The 17,214-nt window shown below is 37.4% G+C and carries 18 protein-coding genes; all 18 read right to left on the bottom strand.

Translation table 11 applies throughout. The features are described from left to right. Window positions 1-165: 165 nt before the first annotated feature. Window positions 166-1,041: an N-carbamoylputrescine amidase gene (gene aguB, locus M1F37_RS00675; RefSeq protein WP_247934327.1), complete on the bottom strand. Its 876-nt coding sequence runs from the start codon at window positions 1,039-1,041 to the stop codon at window positions 166-168. 9 nt (window positions 1,042-1,050) lie between these two features. Beyond that, window positions 1,051-2,136: an agmatine deiminase gene (gene aguA / locus M1F37_RS00670; protein WP_247934326.1), complete on the bottom strand. Its 1,086-nt coding sequence runs from the start codon at window positions 2,134-2,136 to the stop codon at window positions 1,051-1,053. After that, window positions 2,133-3,260 carry a carboxynorspermidine decarboxylase gene (gene nspC, locus M1F37_RS00665; protein WP_247934325.1) on the bottom strand — a complete coding sequence of 376 codons (1,128 nt, stop codon included), beginning with the start codon at window positions 3,258-3,260 and terminating at the stop codon, window positions 2,133-2,135. Before nspC ends, aguA begins: the two co-directional genes overlap by 4 nt. After that, window positions 3,260-4,519 (bottom strand): saccharopine dehydrogenase family protein, encoded by a 1,260-nt coding sequence (locus M1F37_RS00660; protein ID WP_006148503.1) that lies wholly within the window; start codon window positions 4,517-4,519, stop codon window positions 3,260-3,262. Before M1F37_RS00660 ends, nspC begins: the two co-directional genes overlap by 1 nt. Continuing rightward, complete coding sequence (gene speE / locus M1F37_RS00655; RefSeq protein ID WP_247934324.1) at window positions 4,516-5,376, bottom strand: polyamine aminopropyltransferase; 861 nt, start codon at window positions 5,374-5,376, stop codon at window positions 4,516-4,518. The genes M1F37_RS00660 and speE overlap by 4 nt, the downstream gene beginning before the upstream one ends. Continuing rightward, window positions 5,377-6,831, bottom strand: a complete 1,455-nt coding sequence (locus M1F37_RS00650; RefSeq protein WP_247934323.1) for an aminotransferase class I/II-fold pyridoxal phosphate-dependent enzyme — start codon at window positions 6,829-6,831, stop codon at window positions 5,377-5,379. Window positions 6,832-7,386: 555 nt separating this feature from the next. Beyond that, window positions 7,387-7,533: a hypothetical protein gene (locus tag M1F37_RS00645; RefSeq protein ID WP_247934451.1), complete on the bottom strand. Its 147-nt coding sequence runs from the start codon at window positions 7,531-7,533 to the stop codon at window positions 7,387-7,389. 142 nt (window positions 7,534-7,675) lie between these two features. Next, window positions 7,676-8,392, bottom strand: a complete 717-nt coding sequence (locus M1F37_RS00640; protein ID WP_247934322.1) for an alpha/beta fold hydrolase — start codon at window positions 8,390-8,392, stop codon at window positions 7,676-7,678. Between the two features lie 3 nt (window positions 8,393-8,395). Next, window positions 8,396-8,707 (bottom strand): hypothetical protein, encoded by a 312-nt coding sequence (locus M1F37_RS00635; protein WP_247934321.1) that lies wholly within the window; start codon window positions 8,705-8,707, stop codon window positions 8,396-8,398. 128 nt (window positions 8,708-8,835) lie between these two features. Continuing rightward, a complete protein-coding gene (locus tag M1F37_RS00630) occupies window positions 8,836-8,988 on the bottom strand; it encodes a hypothetical protein (RefSeq protein WP_247934320.1) in 153 nt (50 codons plus the stop codon). 12 nt (window positions 8,989-9,000) lie between these two features. Continuing rightward, window positions 9,001-9,873, bottom strand: coding sequence for a DUF4300 family protein (locus M1F37_RS00625; RefSeq protein ID WP_247934319.1), 873 nt, complete (start codon window positions 9,871-9,873; stop codon window positions 9,001-9,003). A gap of 84 nt (window positions 9,874-9,957) precedes the next feature. Further along, window positions 9,958-11,697 carry a glycoside hydrolase family 13 protein gene (locus M1F37_RS00620; protein WP_247934318.1) on the bottom strand — a complete coding sequence of 580 codons (1,740 nt, stop codon included), beginning with the start codon at window positions 11,695-11,697 and terminating at the stop codon, window positions 9,958-9,960. Window positions 11,698-11,859: 162 nt separating this feature from the next. Further along, entirely contained in the window at window positions 11,860-12,744 is an 885-nt protein-coding gene (locus tag M1F37_RS00615) for a diacylglycerol/lipid kinase family protein (protein WP_247934317.1), read from the bottom strand. Window positions 12,745-12,881: 137 nt separating this feature from the next. Continuing rightward, on the bottom strand, window positions 12,882-13,247 hold the full coding sequence (locus M1F37_RS00610; RefSeq protein WP_247934316.1) for a hypothetical protein: 366 nt from the start codon (window positions 13,245-13,247) through the stop codon (window positions 12,882-12,884). A 25-nt stretch (window positions 13,248-13,272) separates the two neighbouring features. Beyond that, the gene (locus M1F37_RS00605; RefSeq protein ID WP_247934315.1) at window positions 13,273-13,743 is read right to left on the bottom strand and encodes a hypothetical protein; all 471 of its coding nucleotides are present in this window, start codon (window positions 13,741-13,743) and stop codon (window positions 13,273-13,275) included. Between the two features lie 142 nt (window positions 13,744-13,885). Then, window positions 13,886-14,452: a hypothetical protein gene (locus M1F37_RS00600; protein ID WP_247934314.1), complete on the bottom strand. Its 567-nt coding sequence runs from the start codon at window positions 14,450-14,452 to the stop codon at window positions 13,886-13,888. 112 nt (window positions 14,453-14,564) lie between these two features. Continuing rightward, entirely contained in the window at window positions 14,565-14,975 is a 411-nt protein-coding gene (locus tag M1F37_RS00595; RefSeq protein ID WP_247934449.1) for a DUF7668 domain-containing protein, read from the bottom strand. A gap of 16 nt (window positions 14,976-14,991) precedes the next feature. Next, window positions 14,992-16,803 carry a recombinase family protein gene (locus M1F37_RS00590; protein WP_247934313.1) on the bottom strand — a complete coding sequence of 604 codons (1,812 nt, stop codon included), beginning with the start codon at window positions 16,801-16,803 and terminating at the stop codon, window positions 14,992-14,994. Window positions 16,804-17,214 lie beyond the last annotated feature (411 nt).

The raw sequence follows: 17,214 nt of genomic DNA, 5'->3' as shown, positions 1-17,214 counted from the left end.
ATAGCATGTTTTATTGATAAAGCTTAAACAGAAAAGCTCCTCGCATAAAAGCGCGAGAAAGCCTTAAAGGGTTAAAATGTACAATCCACTTGCTAGATAACATAGTATTTTTCTGTTGATAATAAGAAGTTAGTCTAGCAGAATGAATCTCTCATTTCTCCCATACTAGTCCGTAATCCGTTGATACATTTCTGGTCTTCTATCTCGAAACAAGCCCCAGTTTAGGCGTTCGCTTGCTCCTTTGTCAAGGTCATAAGTTGCTAGCAGAATAGCTTCTCCATGACTTTCAGCTCGCTCTAGAATAGCTCCTGTTTCATCCGTCATAAAGGATGAACCATAGAAATTAAGACTGGAAGTTTGTCCCCCATTTTCCTCACAAGGAGTAACTTCTTCCAAACCATAACGATTGGCTGCAATAACTGGGACAATATTTGCTGCAGAATGTCCCTGCATGGTACGTTGCCAATGACCACAACTATCTGTATCCAAAATCGGCTCTGAACCAATGGCTGTTGGATAAAAGAGTAATTCAGCACCATTCAATGCAAGGCAACGTGCTGTTTCAGGGAACCACTGGTCCCAACAAATGCCGATACCAATCTTGGCGTAGCGGGTATCCCAGACCTTGAAGCCTGTATTTCCAGGTGTGAAAAAGAATTTCTCCTGATAATAATGGTCATCTGGGATATGAGTTTTGCGATAAACTCCTAGCACTTCTCCATCCGCATCAATGACAGCAATAGAGTTATATAAAACATTGCCATCTTTTTCATAGAAACTGATCGGTAAAACGACCTTAAGCTCCTTGGCAATTCCTTTAAAATGCTGAATAGCCGTATTTTCTGTCACCGATTGGGCATACTGGTAGTAGTCATACTGACGTTCCTGACAGAAATAGGGACGTTCAAATAATTCAGGCAAGAGAATAATTTGGGCTCCTTGCTCAGCAGCTTGTCGAACTAAACGTTCAGCTGTTTGGATATTGGTTTCAACATCCTTAGCGCATTGCATCTGAATAGCTGCAACCGTTACATTTCTCATCTTTTTCTCCTATTCTGGAATTTGTTGGGTAATGCAGTGGATATTTCCACCACCTAATAGAATATCTCTTGCAGGAATTCCGACAACTTCACGGTCTGGGAAACACTGACTCAGAATATCTAATGCTACTTGGTCGTTTACATCCTGAAATTGTGGAACTAATACAGACTTATTAGCGATGTAAAAGTTCACATAGGAAGCTGCTAGACGTTCCCCAGCATAACGCTCCTCTTCTCCTTCTTCATAAGAATAGCCCGGTAAATCTTCTTCTGTAACTACTTGATGACATGCTGGAATCGGGAGTTTATGAATAGTGAAGGGACGGCCTTTTGCATCAGTTTCTTTTTCTAAGATAGCTAAATCAGTTGCAGACATGGCATACTGGGGATCATCTTGGTCGTCCGTCCATGCTAAAACAACCTCAGCAGGACCAACAAATGCTGCAACATTATCGACGTGTTCATTTGTCTCATCTTGATAAATCCCATAAGGCAACCAGATAACTTTTTCTGCACCAAGACTCTCTAGTAAGGTCTCTTCAATTTCCTCTTTAGTCAGGTGAGGATTTCGACCCGGACTGAGCAAGCAGCTTTCTGTAACAAGAATCGTTCCTTGACCGTCACTATGAATAGCTCCACCTTCTAATACAAAAGGTTTAGCATCATAGACAGGCATTTCCAAGACCTCAGCAAAACGACTGGCTACTTGGTCATCGGCTTCATAGTCTTGGTAGAGACCATCAACAGCCCCACCCCAGGCATTGAAAGACCAATCAACTGCCAACTTTTCTCTTTTATCACTAACGAGAATGGTCGGACCTGTATCACGCGCCCAGGCATCATTTGTTGCGATATCTAGATAAACGACCTTGTCTCCAAGATAAGATTGTGCTTCAGATAAGTGAGCTTGGTCTACCAAGAGATAGACTTGTTCACCTTTAGCAATGGTATGAATAATTTGGCTAAAAGCTGCTTTAGCAGCCTTTCCTTGATAAGGCCATGAACCTGGTCGAGTCGGCCATATCATGAGAGTTCCATGGTGGGGTTCATACTCCGCCGGCATACGATAGCCTAATTTTTTTGGACTGTCCATCATGATAATCTCCCTTTAAAATCTTGATAGCCAAAGGCTTTGACTAAGCTGCAGTCACCCTGCTCGTCCATGAGATAGAGACTTGGCAATCCAATACCATTAAAGGTATTATTTTTGACAAAGGAATAAATTGCCATATCTTCGAAATAAAGTCTATCTCCAATTTTAACAGGATTTTCAAAACTATAGTCTCCAATGATATCACCTGTTAGACAGGTATTGGAAGAGAGTCTATAAGTATACGCTTTTTCTTGCGCTTCAAAGCCATCTCTCAATGGGGGACGATAAGGCATCTCAAGTACATCAGGCATATGGCAAGTCGCCGATGCATCCAGCACTAGAACCTCAATCTCATTTTGAACGATATCTAAGACCTCAGTAGCTAGATAACCCGCATTAAGTGCAATGGCTTCTCCTGGTTCGATATAGACGTCAAGGTTATAGGTTTCTCGAATTCGCTTGATTTCAGAAATCAGTAAATCCACATCGTAGTTCTCTCTTGTTATGTGGTGTCCGCCACCCATATTGAGCCATTTCACCTCATGTAAATAAGGACCAAACTGCGCTTCTACTGCTTTCAAAGTTGTCTCTAAATCATCTGCCCCTTGCTCACAGAGGGTATGAAAATGTAGTCCATCAACCAAATCCAACAAATCACTTGGTATCTTGTCTGAAGTCACTCCAAAACGTGAGCCAGGAGCGCAAGGGTCGTAGAGCGCGTGGTCACCCTGCGTTGAACATTGAGGATTAATGCGAAGGCCTACACTAATACCAGCCTCACGACAAAGTTGACCATATTTACGTAGTTGTCTCTCTGAGTTGAAAACAATATGATCCGATATTTGCAGTAGCTCTTCCATATCTGATTCCTTGAAAGCGGGCGCAAATACATGAACTTCTCCCGGGAACTCTTCTCTAGCTAGCTTAGCTTCAAAGAGTCCACTAGCTGTCGTACCTGACAGATACTGACTAATCAAAGGATAGGTTTTATAGAGGGAATAAGCTTTTTGAGCTAGCAAAACCTTGCAACCAGCTTCTTCTTGTACATATTGTAGAATGCGGCAGTTGGCTTCTAACTTGGCCAAGTCAATAACATAGGCTGGTGTTGGTACTTGTTCTAACTTCATTAGTCCACCATTTGTGGATTTTCAACCACAACCCATGGCAAACCGTATTTATTCAAAGCTTCCATAAATGGATCTGGATCCAATTCTTCAAGGTTATAAACTCCTGGTTGCTTCCATGTGCCATCCATCACTAATTTTGTTCCAATCATGGCTGGAACGCCTGTCGTGTAAGAAATCGCTTGTGAACCAACCTCTGCGTAACATTCTTGATGGTCACAAACATTGTAAATGTAGATTGTCTTCTCAACGCCATCTTTGACACCTGTAAAGATACATCCGATATTTGTTTTTCCAACAGTGCGTGGGCCAAGGCTTGCAGGATCTGGAAGCAAAGCTTTCAAGAATTGGATTGGTACGATTTCTTGTCCATTAAAATTAATCGCATCCGTACGAAGGAGTCCAACGTTTTCCAAGCATTTCATGTGCGTTAGATAAGATTGACCAAAAGTCATGAAGAAACGAATGCGTTTGACTCCTGGAATGTTTTTGGCAAGTGATTCAATTTCTTCATGGTGAAGAAGATACATATCTTTTTGTCCAACTTGAGGGAAATCGTACTCACGCTTGATAGACATAGCTTCGACTTCTACCCACTTTCCGTCTTCCCAGTATGAACCTGGTGCAGAAACTTCACGTAGATTGATTTCTGGGTTAAAGTTGGTCGCAAATGGATAACCGTGGTCACCACCATTACAGTCTAAAATGTCGATATAGTGGATTTCGTCAAAGTAGTGTTTAAGAGCGTATGCTGAAAAGACACTAGTCACTCCTGGGTCAAAACCAGATCCAAGTAGAGCAGTTAAGCCTGCTTCTTTGAATTTATCTTGGTAAGCCCATTGCCATGAGTAATCAAAGTAAGCTGTAAAACCAAGTTCCTTACAACGTTTTTCATAGATAGCACGCCACTCAGGATCTTCTGTGTCTTCTGCTTCGTAGTTGGCTGTATCGATATAGTGAACACCCGTAGCCAAGCAAGCATCCATAATGGTTAAATCTTGATATGGTAAAGCTACGTTCAAAACAGCTTCTGGTTTGTAGCTTTCAATCAGGGCAATCACTTCTTCTACCTTGTCAGCATCAAGAGCGGCTGTCTCAATCTTGGTATTAGTTTTGCCTTCTAATTTAGCCTTCAAGTCATCACATTTTGACTTGGTACGGCTAGCAATCATAATTTCTTTAAAGGTTTCGCTATCTTGACAAATCTTTGAAATAGCAACTTGGGCAACGCCCCCACATCCGATAACTAATAAACGACTCATTTTCTTCCTTCCTCTTCTTCTAAAATGTCCTCAACATACTTAGGCAACATAAAGGCACCGACATGTAAGTTTGCAGTGTAATATTCCGTAAATAACTGGCGTTTTTTCCAGCCTTCCTTGTCAAAATCTTTGACAGGGTGATATTTTTTCGATGCAAATCCAAACAACCAATAACCAGCAGGACTGGTTGGAATATGTGCCTGATAGACACGGCTGATTGGAAAGGCTTGATTGACCTTGCGGTGCATACTACGGCAAGCTGACTCGTCTTCATCAAAGAAGGGACTACCATGCTGATAGATCATAATTCCGTCTTCTTTGAGAGCACGGTAACTATTTCCGTAAAACTCCTTGGTAAAGAGCCCTTCCGTATGACCAAATGGATCTGTCGCATCGTTGATGATAATATCGTAATCATCTTCACAGTTTCTCAAAAATCTCAGTCCATTTTGATAGTAAATGGTAACACGAGGATCATCTAACCCTGCAGCAAAATCAGGGAAATACTCACGACAGACCTCAACCAGCATCTCATCCGGTTCCACAATATCAATTTGTTCCAGTTCTGGATAGAGGGTTAATACTTGGGCAACACCGCCGTCACCACCTCCAATAACCAAGACTTTCTTTGGATTGGGATGCACAGCCATAGGAACATGAACGGTCATTTCGTTGTAGACGAAATCATCCGCATCTGAGAACAATACGTGCCCATTTAAAATCAGTATTTTCCCAAAAGCTGGCGTATCCAAGACTTCGATATCCTGCCATTCACTTTTTCCAGCGTAGAGTTGCTTGGCTGTTCTCAGGGACAATTTCACATCTGGAGTATGAACTTCAGAAAACCATAAATCCATCTAGTTCTCCTTTCTCTTAATGACGTTGATGTGATTGACCTCTGGATCTTCCGTCCCTTGGAGGGAGCAACCACGTTCCTTGGCAAATTGGATATAGTCGACAATTTCTCGTGTAATGCGCTCACCAGGTGCCAAGATTGGAATCCCTGGAGGGTAACACATGACAAATTCCCCACAGACTTGTCCAACGGACTCGTCCAAGGTTAAGCTTCTTCTTTCTGCATAGAAGGCTTCCTGTGGAGATAGCACCAACTCTGGTTGGATATATTCGCCAGCTATCAAGTCCTTACCATCTCTCGAGTAGAGTCTCTTGATGTCAGCCAGAGCACCAACCAAGCGCTCGATGTCTTGGATGCGGTCACCAATCGAAATATAGGCCAAGATATTGCCAATATCACCAAACTCGATCTGAATGTCATATTCGTCTCTCAGCAGGTCATAAACCTCGATACCTGTTAAGCCAATACCTTGAGTGTAAACTGACAACTTGGTCACGTCAAAATCACAGACAGACACACCGTCTATTAACTCTTTTGAGTAGGCATAGTAGCCTCCGATAGCATTGATTTCACGGCGGGCATACTCCGATAACTCAATAACTTTCTCAAAGGAGTCTTTCCCACGAAGGGCAAGGTTTCTACGAGAAACATCGAGACTAGCCATTAGCAAGTAAGATGCTGATGTTGACTGTGTCAGATTAATAATCTGACGCACGTATTCAGGATTCATCTGTTCACCAACTAAAAGAAGGGAACTTTGAGTCAAGCTGCCACCAGACTTATGCATAGAGACCGCTGCCATATCAGCCCCTGCATCCATGGCAGAAATTGGAAGTTTATCAGTGAAATGCAAATGCGCTCCATGAGCTTCATCTACTAAAACCATCATGCCAGCTTCATGAGCCATCTCTGTTAATCCTTTAAGATCTGAACAAATCCCATAGTAGGTTGGATTGTTGATTAGGATAGCCTTAGCATCCGGATGGTCCTTAATGGCCTGTGCCACACGGTCATTTTCAAGCCCCAAAGCAATACCGATTTTTGGATCTACACTCATCTCGATATAGATGGGAATGGCACCACATAGAACCAGCGCATTGATAGCAGATTTATGTACATTTCGCGGCAAAATAATCTTATCTCCAGCCTTGCAGGTTGACAAAATCATAGTCTGCACCGATGAAGTTGTTCCCCCAATCATTAGAAAGGCATGGCTAGCTCCAAAAGCTTCCGCAGCCAGCTCCTCTGCATCTCGAATAATCGAAATGGGATGTCCTAGATTATCCAAGGGTTTCATCGAATTGACATCAATGCCAACACATTTTTCCCCCAAGAGTTCGACAAGTTCTGGATTTCCTCGTCCACGCTTGTGACCTGGAACATCAAAGGGAACAATCCTTTTCTTTCGTAACTTGACCAGTCCCTCATAAATAGGAGCTTGGTTTTGATTTAACATTATAGAGACATACTCCTTTACATAGTTTTACACCTTAACAATGCAAGGCGCTAAAGGATACTTATGAAAAAAGAGCAGGTTTTCACCTGCTCTGCAATCTTCTGACGTTTTTATGTTTGTTTCTGTTGAGTATGTCTGTTCCCGATGTTTCCTAACTCTCTAGTAGCAAATATTACGTACTTTATTGATCGTTTCACAAGATGACGTGTGCTTTCACCACACTAAAAATTTATGAATTAGGACAAACGTCCTAACATCAACTTATAAAAGTAGGCTTTTAACCCTATCAATAATGTGGTTTTTCAACCACGCTTCGGCATTCAACCCTGCCTGTCCGTAGGCATTTTTTACTCGGGTTTATATTTGCTAGAAAACATCATTTCATTTTCTAAGCTTTATTAATATAACATACTTCCAACACTCTGTAAAGTACTTTTTTGAAAAAATATCTATTTTTGTTCGGAAATATATTGTTTTATATAGATTTGTATAAGTTTAATAATATGAAAACGGATATAAAAAGAACTAGAAAGCTCTAGTTCTCAGATTTTGTATTTAACGAATACTATGCTTATTCATCTTTTGTTCAAAGATAGTCGTGATAATCTGACGCAATTTCTCACGTTCTTTTTCTGGTATTTCACCACTTTTTTGAGCTGCAGCATAGAGTTCAGGGTATTCAATTGAAATGCGTTTAATCATATGTGTCGTAACATATTTTAAAAGAATAAAAATACAAAACGAACAAGTTCTCTTCTGAATCACAGAAAAAGAGCCTGCTCATTTTGTGTTGAGTCTAAGTAGACTTTGATTCTATATTAATAATCACTATTCAATCACCATCTCAGAAAGAATGAGAGAGCCATTCATTAATCATACTAGCGATTTCTTTGGGGGCTTCAGTATGAAGCTCATGGCTAACGTTTTCTAGAAAAATAGTATCAAAATAATCTGGCATTTCTTTTAAGGCTTCCTCTCTCCATGTAGCTTCATTAGAATAGCAAGGACTGATAAACAAGGTATCTCCCACTTCTCTCTTAAAAGCTTGTATTTTCCTCCGTAGGCTGAGTATCGCTTCTATATTTTCATAATTTATAGCTAACTCATATCTATTATAGTCAGAATTCCAGTGATAGGACTGTCTTACGGCTTTCTCCATATTTTCTGACCAATGCTTTGCTTCAGATTTTTCTTTAGAAATAAGAACATCTAAGTCCGAAATAATTTGAGATTTGATATAGTTTTTAGTTTCCTCTAATTCCACATCTAAAGTTAAAATCTTATCTAAATCTAAATAGCCACCATCCAAAAGAATCAGTTTCTTCACTTCTTCAAATTCCGATGCAAGATAACGAGCTAAATCTCCCCCAAGAGAATGACCTATCAGACAGATAGATTCTTCCCCTACAATCTCATTTTTAAACCATGATTTCAATTCTGTTTCATCTCGAAGATGCGTTTCATATGGATTCAGAAAATAGACCTGCGAATCTAGTTCTTGAAGAAAATCCTTGCTATGATAGACATTGCTTCCCAAACCGCCAATAAAATATATTTTCATTCTCTACTTAATACTATGCTTATTCATTTTTTGTTCAAAGATAGTCGTGATAATCTGACGCAATTCCTCACGTTCTTTTTCTGGTATTTCACCACTTGTTTGAGCTGCAGCGTAGAGTTCAGGGTGTTCAATGGAAATGCGTTTAATCGTACGTGTCGTAGCGTGTTTTCTAACGAAAAATGGGATTCGCTTAATCAAGTCTTGTGGGACGAGTGCGAGAATCTTCTCAGCAGTTTCCTTGTCACTAACCTTAGATGTCGTAAGCCCCTTCTTAATTATTTCCTGCTCTTTTTCTGTAAAATCTTTTAATTCCATTCGATTAGTCCTCCTATTTTCTATACGTTAAATTATATACCAATCCAGATAAAACTACAAATGGACTGTTTGGAAATATGAGCAATGACTCTGTTCTTTAATTACGAATCTTCCTCCTCAGTCACTTCTCATACTTCTGCTTGATAGCCTTCCCCATCAATATCATATCTTTGGATATATCCGATAAATGTTTCATTTTTTCGTGGTTTCTGGCTATTAACGATTGAAATAACCCACCAACTCATGAAAAATAGAAATAACAATCCTAAGATTACTGTCATATCATACCACCTTTAAAGATTAACCCACTTATCATTATCCATGATGAACGGCTTAGCCAATCCATCACCTGTATAATCTGCATACTTGGTACCTAAATACTTGTAGCAATCTTCCTTACTGGCAAATTTAATCGCTTGGTAAGGTTCTTCAAAAGTTAATTTCTCAACAAATAAGAAGCCTTCCTCTGCTGGAACCAATACACCAACGTGTCCAACAAAAAGAAACTCACCATCCAGATTGTCGTGCAAAACTACAGACAGCATTCGAGCTTTTTCGTTAAATTGAAACTGGGAGAAAAATTTTTCCATCTTTTCAGCGTGAACCTTGACATCCGTCGTTGCCTCAGTTGGAACTCTCGAAAATAGAATATTAAACTCTTCCTTAGCTTGGGAATCAAAGACCTTTCCTTTATCAATCGCATCGTTATCTAGGAAAAGCAATTGGTCATTCTTTTCAAGTTTTGGAATGGTGACCGAATTTTTCAAAAGACAATAACTATTGATACGGCAGTTGGTCCCAACGAAATCGCCCTTCTTTTGATTCCAGAGATGACTGATTTTCTCAACATCATATTCTGTATGAGTAAAGGAAGTGAAATCTCCTGATAAGCCAGTTGATCCGACGATGGTATTGTAATCATTTACAAGATTAAAAAATGCATCAACGCTATTTGGATCCAAATGGGCTGATAAGAGCGATTTGACCTCTTCTGTACTTACCTGATTGTTTAGATTGGTGTATGTAGCTTTCCATGGGACTTTAGATGAACTGATTAGCCTTTGACTCGCCCCTTCAGAAGTAGTATTTTGTTGTTGACAAGCAACCAAGCCTAAAAACAAGAATGAACAGATTCCTAATGTTGCTAATTTTCTTGATTTCTTCATCTCTTTCTCCTTTTACAGGTTTAGTAACTAGCCTTATTATACTAGATAAGTTGAGTAAAAGATCATAATCTTATCAACCACTTTTTAGAAAATAACAAATCCATTTGGAGAAATCACAAGCTGATTCTCAGATTCTTGGCAATTGCTTGCTAGTGCTACGGTTTCCTTCTCTAAAAGATAATCTTCTGTTGATTGGTTGAAGATGGCTTTAAAGACCTGTCCTTCGTATTGCCATTCCAAGGCTACTAGATCTGGTTTGACTTCTTTTAGGCTATACTTGCCATTCGGAATGATTGCTGACGCATGTTTGCGAATCTGGATGAGCTTCTTCATGAAATTCAGCATATCATTGTCACTTGATACGCGTTCCCAAGGCATACAACGACGACAATCTGGGTCTGGACCGCCAGTCAAGGCTAGCTCGGTTCCATAATAGATGCAGGGTGTTCCTTTTTGTAAAAAGAGAAAGGCTAGAGCTGATTTGACCAGTTGAATATCTTCAGCTGCCGTCCACAAGATTCGTTCAGTATCATGCGAATCCAAGAGATTAAACATAACTTCGGAAATCTGCTGCTTGTAATACATAGACTGGCCATTGATTTCATCGATGAACTGGTCCGTCTTCTTAACCCCACGCAAAAAATAGTCCTTGATGCTATCAGATAAAGGATAATTCATGACCGCATGGAACTCATCTCCATTTAGCCAAGGCTGAGACGTATGCCAGACTTCTCCTAAAATATAAAGATCAGGCTTTTTAGCTAAAACTGCCTTTCGAAAATCCTTCCAGAACTGATGATCAATCTCATTAGCCACATCCAAACGCCAAGCATCGATATCAAACTCTTCAATCCAATAAGTCGCAACCTTTAACAGATAGTCTTTGACCTCTGGATTGGCTGTATTTAGTTTAGGCATATAGTCCTCAAAACCAAAAGCGTGATAGGGTAAGTCTCTCTTGTTAGCTAGTTTTTCAGTCGTCACTGGGAATTGTTGGATATGGAACCAATCTTTATAAGCAGACTCCTCACCATTTTCGACAATATCTTGCCATTGAGGCGATTGCGAACCAATATGGTTAAATACAGCATCCAGCATGACTTTCATGCCACGCTGATGAGCTTGCTCGACCAGCTCCCGAAAGGTCTCCTTGTCTCCAAAATGACGGTCAATTTCAAAGTAATCTGTCGTATTGTACTTATGATTGCTCGTAGATTCAAAGATTGGACACAAATAAAGTCCAGTAATGCCTAAGTTTTGCAAGTAATCCAGATGGTCAATGATCCCCTGTAAATCACCACCAAAGAAATCATCACTCTTAGGTGTGGCAGATGAATCCCAGTCTAAAGTTCCTTCTGGTGAGATGTCAGAGTTTCCATTGACAAATCTATCAGGAAATATCTGATACCATACCGTATTTGAAACCCAGTCAGGAATCTGGCATGCATCAATCTCATGAAGATAAGGCAACTTAAATCCATTTCCAATAGCATGAAGATTTTCTAGAGAATTTTCCACACACCCTTTATCACCATACAAAATACTTTGACCTTCTGTATCCTTGAGTTCAAAGAGATACTGGATACGTGCAAAGTCAACTGACACTTCAACCTGCCAATAGTCAAATAAGGCGTCAGAAGTTATTTTGGACATTTCTATTGTATCCTGATAAAACTCCTCCATAAAGATAAAAGGGTCCCCATAATGCAAGTTAATGCTTTCAATGTCCCCTTTCTTAGTTCGAACCCGAATATGGAGTTTCTTATCTTTGTAAAGATAGGCATACTCCGACTCAGGTCTATGGTAAATAGCACTTAATTCCATCAATTTGTCTCCTAAATTTTTAATTCAAATTTTACGCAAACGTTTTCAAAATCAATAAATCCAGTATACTATTTTTGTAAACTATTTGCAAGGAATGTCCGTCCTTACAAGAACAATCTTTTAAAGTATACAAAAAGCCTTAAAAAAGGCTTTCTCTATATACTAATCCTCTTTCGGTTTTGAAAATACTTCTACTCGCTGAGCTAGGACATTGATTTCTACAGGTAGGTTATCCGATTTATCGCCGTCAACATCTGACTCCAATTCACTATCTGAAGAAATCTTAATATTACGAGCTCTGATATACTCGATATTATCATTGCCGACAACATCTCCTTTTAGTAAATCAGGAATAACGGATAATTTAGAGAATATAGAGGCATCTTTTAGAATCAAAATATTGGCATAGCCGTCTTTGTTTTCTTCAAAGATTTTCTTATCAGCGAAGTAATTTGTCAAGAGAACCAAAACATGACTAGCTTCACCAATATAATTTCCATTTTCCGTCTCAACCTTAATGTTAAAAACCTGATCCGTCATGACAGACTTCATGGTATTTACAGCATAGGCTAAAATACCGAATTTTGTCTTGTCCTCGATTTCAACATTGTGAATCGCCTCAGGTAGAGAACCGATACTAAAGATATAACCAAAATAATTGTCATTCGCTTTTCCGATATCAATCTTATTGGTTAAATCAAAATCCAGTTCATCAATCGCACCATCGATGTCTTGATTGATTTCCAACAGTTTTGTAATGAGGTTTCCCGTCCCACCTGGAATAATCCCTAACTTAGGAATATAGTCTCTTTCAGCAATACCAGAAATGACTTCATTGACAGTCCCATCTCCACCAAAAACAAGGACAGCATCATACTTCTCTTTAGAAGCTTCTGCCGCAAAGCTTGTCGCATCAAGTGCTTTTTCAGTAATTCTGGTTTCCACATGCTCAAAATGATCTAAGGCTTTATTTTCTAACTTAACTTTAAAATCCAAGGCTTTTTCGCCTCCAGATGTTGGATTAATAATTAACATAATTTTTTTCATTTATAATTCTCCTTAAAGATATCGCAAAATTTCTAGTACCTGATTATATCATTTGTGTTATTGAAACTCCATTTATAAGCTTGGACAAATAGATCCAATAACTCACTAAAAAAATTAAAGCTACAATAATTTAACTCCTACACGTCTTTCGTAGATAAACTCACATAGTCTGTCAGGTACAAAACACCTGAAACTAAAGCTAATATACAAGAAAAGTAGGAAAAAAAGGGGGCAAAGCCAAGAATGGATGCAGTAAACAGAAACTGATAGGTTTTCTTATTGACTTTTGAGTCCTCATCATGAAGAAAGAATGCTATAAAAGCTAAAATAAGTAAAATAAAGCAGATTACATTGACGACAGCACCACTATCAGGAGATTCAAAAAACTGATAGATTAAATGAAAAATTTTAAAATCCTCAAAATCAGAAGAGGCGTAACCAATCACATAAAATCCAATGATGGCACTGATTCCATTTATGAGTAATAATTTTTTTGATTTCACTATCTATTAAACCTTTCTATTATACCTAAAATGGAAGTACACCAGCCATCAACCCTTGAGCAATAAAACAACTATTATTTTGGCAGTCTGAAAAATAGGTATTACTGATAAAATTGTATAGTTTATCAATCGGTCTTTTGTACCAATCCTTGTATACATATTCCATCTTATAAATCAGCAAAGGGTTTCCATCTTGGCTATAGCCCTTAAAAGTTATCGAAAATACATCTCTATAACCAATAATTTTTTCCTTCTTATTTGAATTGTTCCCCGTTCTATATTGTTCAAAATCAATAAGATGCGTATAGAGCTTTAGTTTTGACAGAGCTTTTTCTGACAGTTTCTGACTATGTTCAAAAGAGATGATTCCACGATTACTAGATTCTTGGTAAGACAGTTCAGAGGTCATCAAATTACACTTAAAATAACCAATAATTTCACATCCACAATAGATAATAAATTCAAATTTTGAAAAATATTCTTTATCCCAAATCAACTTATTTCTCCAACCCTACTAGCTATACTAGAAATTATGTTTAAACTCACCAATCTACTTTAAAACGTAAAAGATTTTCTTTGTTACAAGGCTTTTACGCTTTTACCAGCAAAGCTAGACACTCACAAGGAATTTATTTTAACTATTGTATCTCTTCCATCGCTTCTTTCACATATCCTTCTACATCTTCAATCTCTACAAACATTGGGTCTAAGTGACACAAGAAGTGCCAATCTTCACTCCCTTTTTTTCTATAGACGATAGCTTCGCCATCTTCACTTCCGAAATAGCTTCTATCAACTTCATACCCATTGCTTTCTAAGAAAGCTTTTGCCTTTCGGAAGTTTGCTTCTCTGGCTTCGATATAGGCTTTCACTTCATCGTTATTCACTACATAAGCATCGACTTTTGTAGCTCCTTCGACCACTTTATCGTTTTTAACGGATAGATTCGAAATTTCTTTCCAAATAATTTCGACATTTTCTGCAGGGTCAAAGGAAAATCTAGATAAAGGGACAATATTTCCATTAAAGACAATTTCCATATAATCCGGCAAGTATTTAGGATTCACATACTCCACTTCAAACCCATCTTTGTTTTCTCGAGTATATCCAGGTATTTTGGCTACAAATTCTTTCCCCTCTTCTAAAGAATCAAAAGCGACTAAATCTTTTTGATAATCACCTTGATACAATTCCAATAGATACATCTTTCATCCTCTCAATATTTGAAAAACTAACCGAGATTCTAAGCAACTTATAATCTAATTATCTATCCTTAGTATACAAAGGTACTATATAACGAAGATAATTAAGTTTGGTTTATCCAGGATCTACATCTATAGAAGTTATTTTGTAGCCATCCTCATTGTATAAAAATTCTAATTGTAGGGTTAAATCTACCAATTCAGAATCGGAGGTCATCTGATATTCAACTGCAAAACCAGTTTGATCATTAAATTCATAAACTTGTAGTTGAGAATACTCATAATTCGGATAGAAATTACATTCGACGCCATATTCATCAATTTTATCAAAATCATTTAATTGTAATGAATCGTCAATATATTCAAGTAACTCTCTTATATCATCAACTTCTGAACCATCAACACAATCCATAATATCTCTATAGTTATTTAGATGAATTGCTCTTAAAATATTTTTAAGTACTTCAATTACTTTTTCTTCATTTTGGTAGTTTTCTTTGTACTCAAAATCATCGAATATTCCCATGATAATAATTCCTTTTTTAGTAGTCAATTTTAACTCTTATGCATATTAAAAATGTTTCACTAACAAACTCACACACTCGACATGCGTTGTTTTCTTTATTTGTACACTTTTTTTCGTCATCGGTTACGGCATTAAAACACAATTTATCATTATCTATTTTAGCATTCTTTCTTTTAGATTTGTAAGATTTTGCATCTTTAGTCGAAGAATCTCCCGTTTTAAAAATTATAGTCAACATTGCTGGATCAATTTCTCCATCAGAATTTATTCCGCCTACTATTATTTTTTCAACGATACTTTCAAAAATGTCCTTGTCAAACTCCGTCAAAGTTTTTTGTGAAGTTAAAATTTCTTTAAAATTCTCTAATCTACTTTTTATATCAACTTCTGATTTTAAAGTTACTTCTAAATTTACTTTTTCTTCTAAAAGTTTTTCTTTCTCAATTTGTATTTGATTGAATTTATCTTCATATACAGAATCACTTATTTTTCCATCTAGATTCATTGAAACTAATTTTTCTTCTTTTTTGTACAACGAATTTAATTTACTAACTATCTTAGTCAACTCCACTTTTAAGGTATCATCAGTAAGCTCTTCTTTTATAATTTCAAGAAAGTCTTCAGTTAGGTTATTATTTTCATAAAACAACTGTTGGTAGCTCTGTAAAAAAGCATTTTCTATTGCTTTTTCCTCTATTCCTTTACTATGAGTGCAATACTTTTTACCTCTCTTTATAGATGTTGTACAGTGCCAAATAATCTTTTTGTACTCTGAACTAGAGTGCCAACTTCTTCTAGACAGAACAGTACCACAAAAACCACATTCTAATCTACTGCTAAAAGGGTACATTCTTGAATATCTTTCTCGTTTACCTTTTGTATTTGCTATGGTTTTTTTGTTTCCTGATCTCCGTAATCGAATTTCTTGCGCCTGTGTAAAAATTTCTGGACTAATTATCGCATCATGATTATTTTTAATGTAGTATTTATCTTCTTCACCGAAATTTATTAAACGTCTCTTACTAATGGGGTCAACAGTGAAAGTTTTTCCCATTAGAATATCACCTTTATACTTCTCGTTTTTAATAATTCCTAAAACTGTTGTATCTTGCCAGTGATCAAGACCTCTCGGAGTTTTATAACCTAGTTCATCAAGTTCTCTAGCTATTGCCCTACCCCCAATACCATCAATGTATCGTTCAAAAATATAACGTACTATCTTGGCTTCTTTTTCATTTATTGATATCGACTTTGTATCTTGATTATAGTCATAACCAAGACAACCTTGAAAACCAATAAGTTCTCCACGTTGCATCTTCATTTTTAACCCCTTTTTAACATGGGCAGATGTATTTTCAACTTCCTGTTGAGCCACTGAACTTAATATCGTCAATAGTAACTCACCATCCATAGTTAAAGTATCAATATTTTCTTCTTCGAAAAATACACCAATTTGTTTATCTTTGAGCAAACGAACATATTTGAGAGTATCTAATGTATTTCTAGCAAAGCGAGCAATGGCTTTGGTAATGATATAGTCTATTTTTCCATCAAGGCAATCTGAAATCAATCTTTGAAAATCTTGTCTTTTTCCAACTTGAGTTCCTGAAATCCCTTCATCAGCATAAATGTCAACCAAAATCCAATCTTGGTGCTGTGATATATACTCTCTATAATGACGAACTTGAGAATCATAGCTATTTTTTTGATCATCACTATCGGAACTAACACGACAATATGCTGCTACTCTCCTCGATAAAGAACCACTATTATCATTTCTTCTAGTTACTAAAGGATTTGCTTTTATAATTTCAACGTTGTTTGACATGGCTTAACCTCCTATTTCTCTGCATTTATTTTACCGCAACCAATAAAAAAGGTCAGCTAATTTGTGTATATTTTACGCAGTTTCAGCTTTATTTTTTCATATTCTTTTTCGCTAATAAGTTTTTTTAAGAATAATAGATTTAGCATCTCTAGCTCGACTATATAATTTTCTAAATTTGATTTCAAAAAATCACTTCCCTTTTATCTTTTATCAATCTCCTCCATGGCATGACTGATGAAGTCATCATAAGAATTTCACTTGCTGCTCTTTTACGTTGGCAGCCTGAACGGTCAGAAGTATCATTGTATATCATTTGTATCATGGCATATAAAGTATCGCTCTATTTTATTGATGGTTTTAATGTCGCTCTTATCATGGCGAGCCATTCAAAACTGCTCCACAAATGAGGAA

Origin of the sequence: Streptococcus mitis, from assembly GCF_023109105.1 — a bacterium.
Lineage (GTDB): Bacteria > Bacillota > Bacilli > Lactobacillales > Streptococcaceae > Streptococcus > Streptococcus mitis_BW.
Note: the sequence above shows the minus strand (reverse complement) of the source record. Positions and strands in the feature narration are given on the sequence as shown.

Coding starts and splice junctions, on each gene's coding strand:
- aguB (WP_247934327.1), bottom strand. CDS start 1,041: ATGAGAAATGTAACGGTTGCAGCTATTCAGATGCAATGCGCTAAGGAT.
- aguA (WP_247934326.1), bottom strand. CDS start 2,136: ATGATGGACAGTCCAAAAAAATTAGGCTATCGTATGCCGGCGGAGTAT.
- nspC (WP_247934325.1), bottom strand. CDS start 3,260: ATGAAGTTAGAACAAGTACCAACACCAGCCTATGTTATTGACTTGGCC.
- M1F37_RS00660 (WP_006148503.1), bottom strand. CDS start 4,519: ATGAGTCGTTTATTAGTTATCGGATGTGGGGGCGTTGCCCAAGTTGCT.
- speE (WP_247934324.1), bottom strand. CDS start 5,376: ATGGATTTATGGTTTTCTGAAGTTCATACTCCAGATGTGAAATTGTCC.
- M1F37_RS00650 (WP_247934323.1), bottom strand. CDS start 6,831: ATGTTAAATCAAAACCAAGCTCCTATTTATGAGGGACTGGTCAAGTTA.
- M1F37_RS00645 (WP_247934451.1), bottom strand. CDS start 7,533: ATGATTAAACGCATTTCAATTGAATACCCTGAACTCTATGCTGCAGCT.
- M1F37_RS00640 (WP_247934322.1), bottom strand. CDS start 8,392: ATGAAAATATATTTTATTGGCGGTTTGGGAAGCAATGTCTATCATAGC.
- M1F37_RS00635 (WP_247934321.1), bottom strand. CDS start 8,707: ATGGAATTAAAAGATTTTACAGAAAAAGAGCAGGAAATAATTAAGAAG.
- M1F37_RS00630 (WP_247934320.1), bottom strand. CDS start 8,988: ATGACAGTAATCTTAGGATTGTTATTTCTATTTTTCATGAGTTGGTGG.
- M1F37_RS00625 (WP_247934319.1), bottom strand. CDS start 9,873: ATGAAGAAATCAAGAAAATTAGCAACATTAGGAATCTGTTCATTCTTG.
- M1F37_RS00620 (WP_247934318.1), bottom strand. CDS start 11,697: ATGGAATTAAGTGCTATTTACCATAGACCTGAGTCGGAGTATGCCTAT.
- M1F37_RS00615 (WP_247934317.1), bottom strand. CDS start 12,744: ATGAAAAAAATTATGTTAATTATTAATCCAACATCTGGAGGCGAAAAA.
- M1F37_RS00600 (WP_247934314.1), bottom strand. CDS start 14,452: ATGTATCTATTGGAATTGTATCAAGGTGATTATCAAAAAGATTTAGTC.
- M1F37_RS00595 (WP_247934449.1), bottom strand. CDS start 14,975: ATGGGAATATTCGATGATTTTGAGTACAAAGAAAACTACCAAAATGAA.
- M1F37_RS00590 (WP_247934313.1), bottom strand. CDS start 16,803: ATGTCAAACAACGTTGAAATTATAAAAGCAAATCCTTTAGTAACTAGA.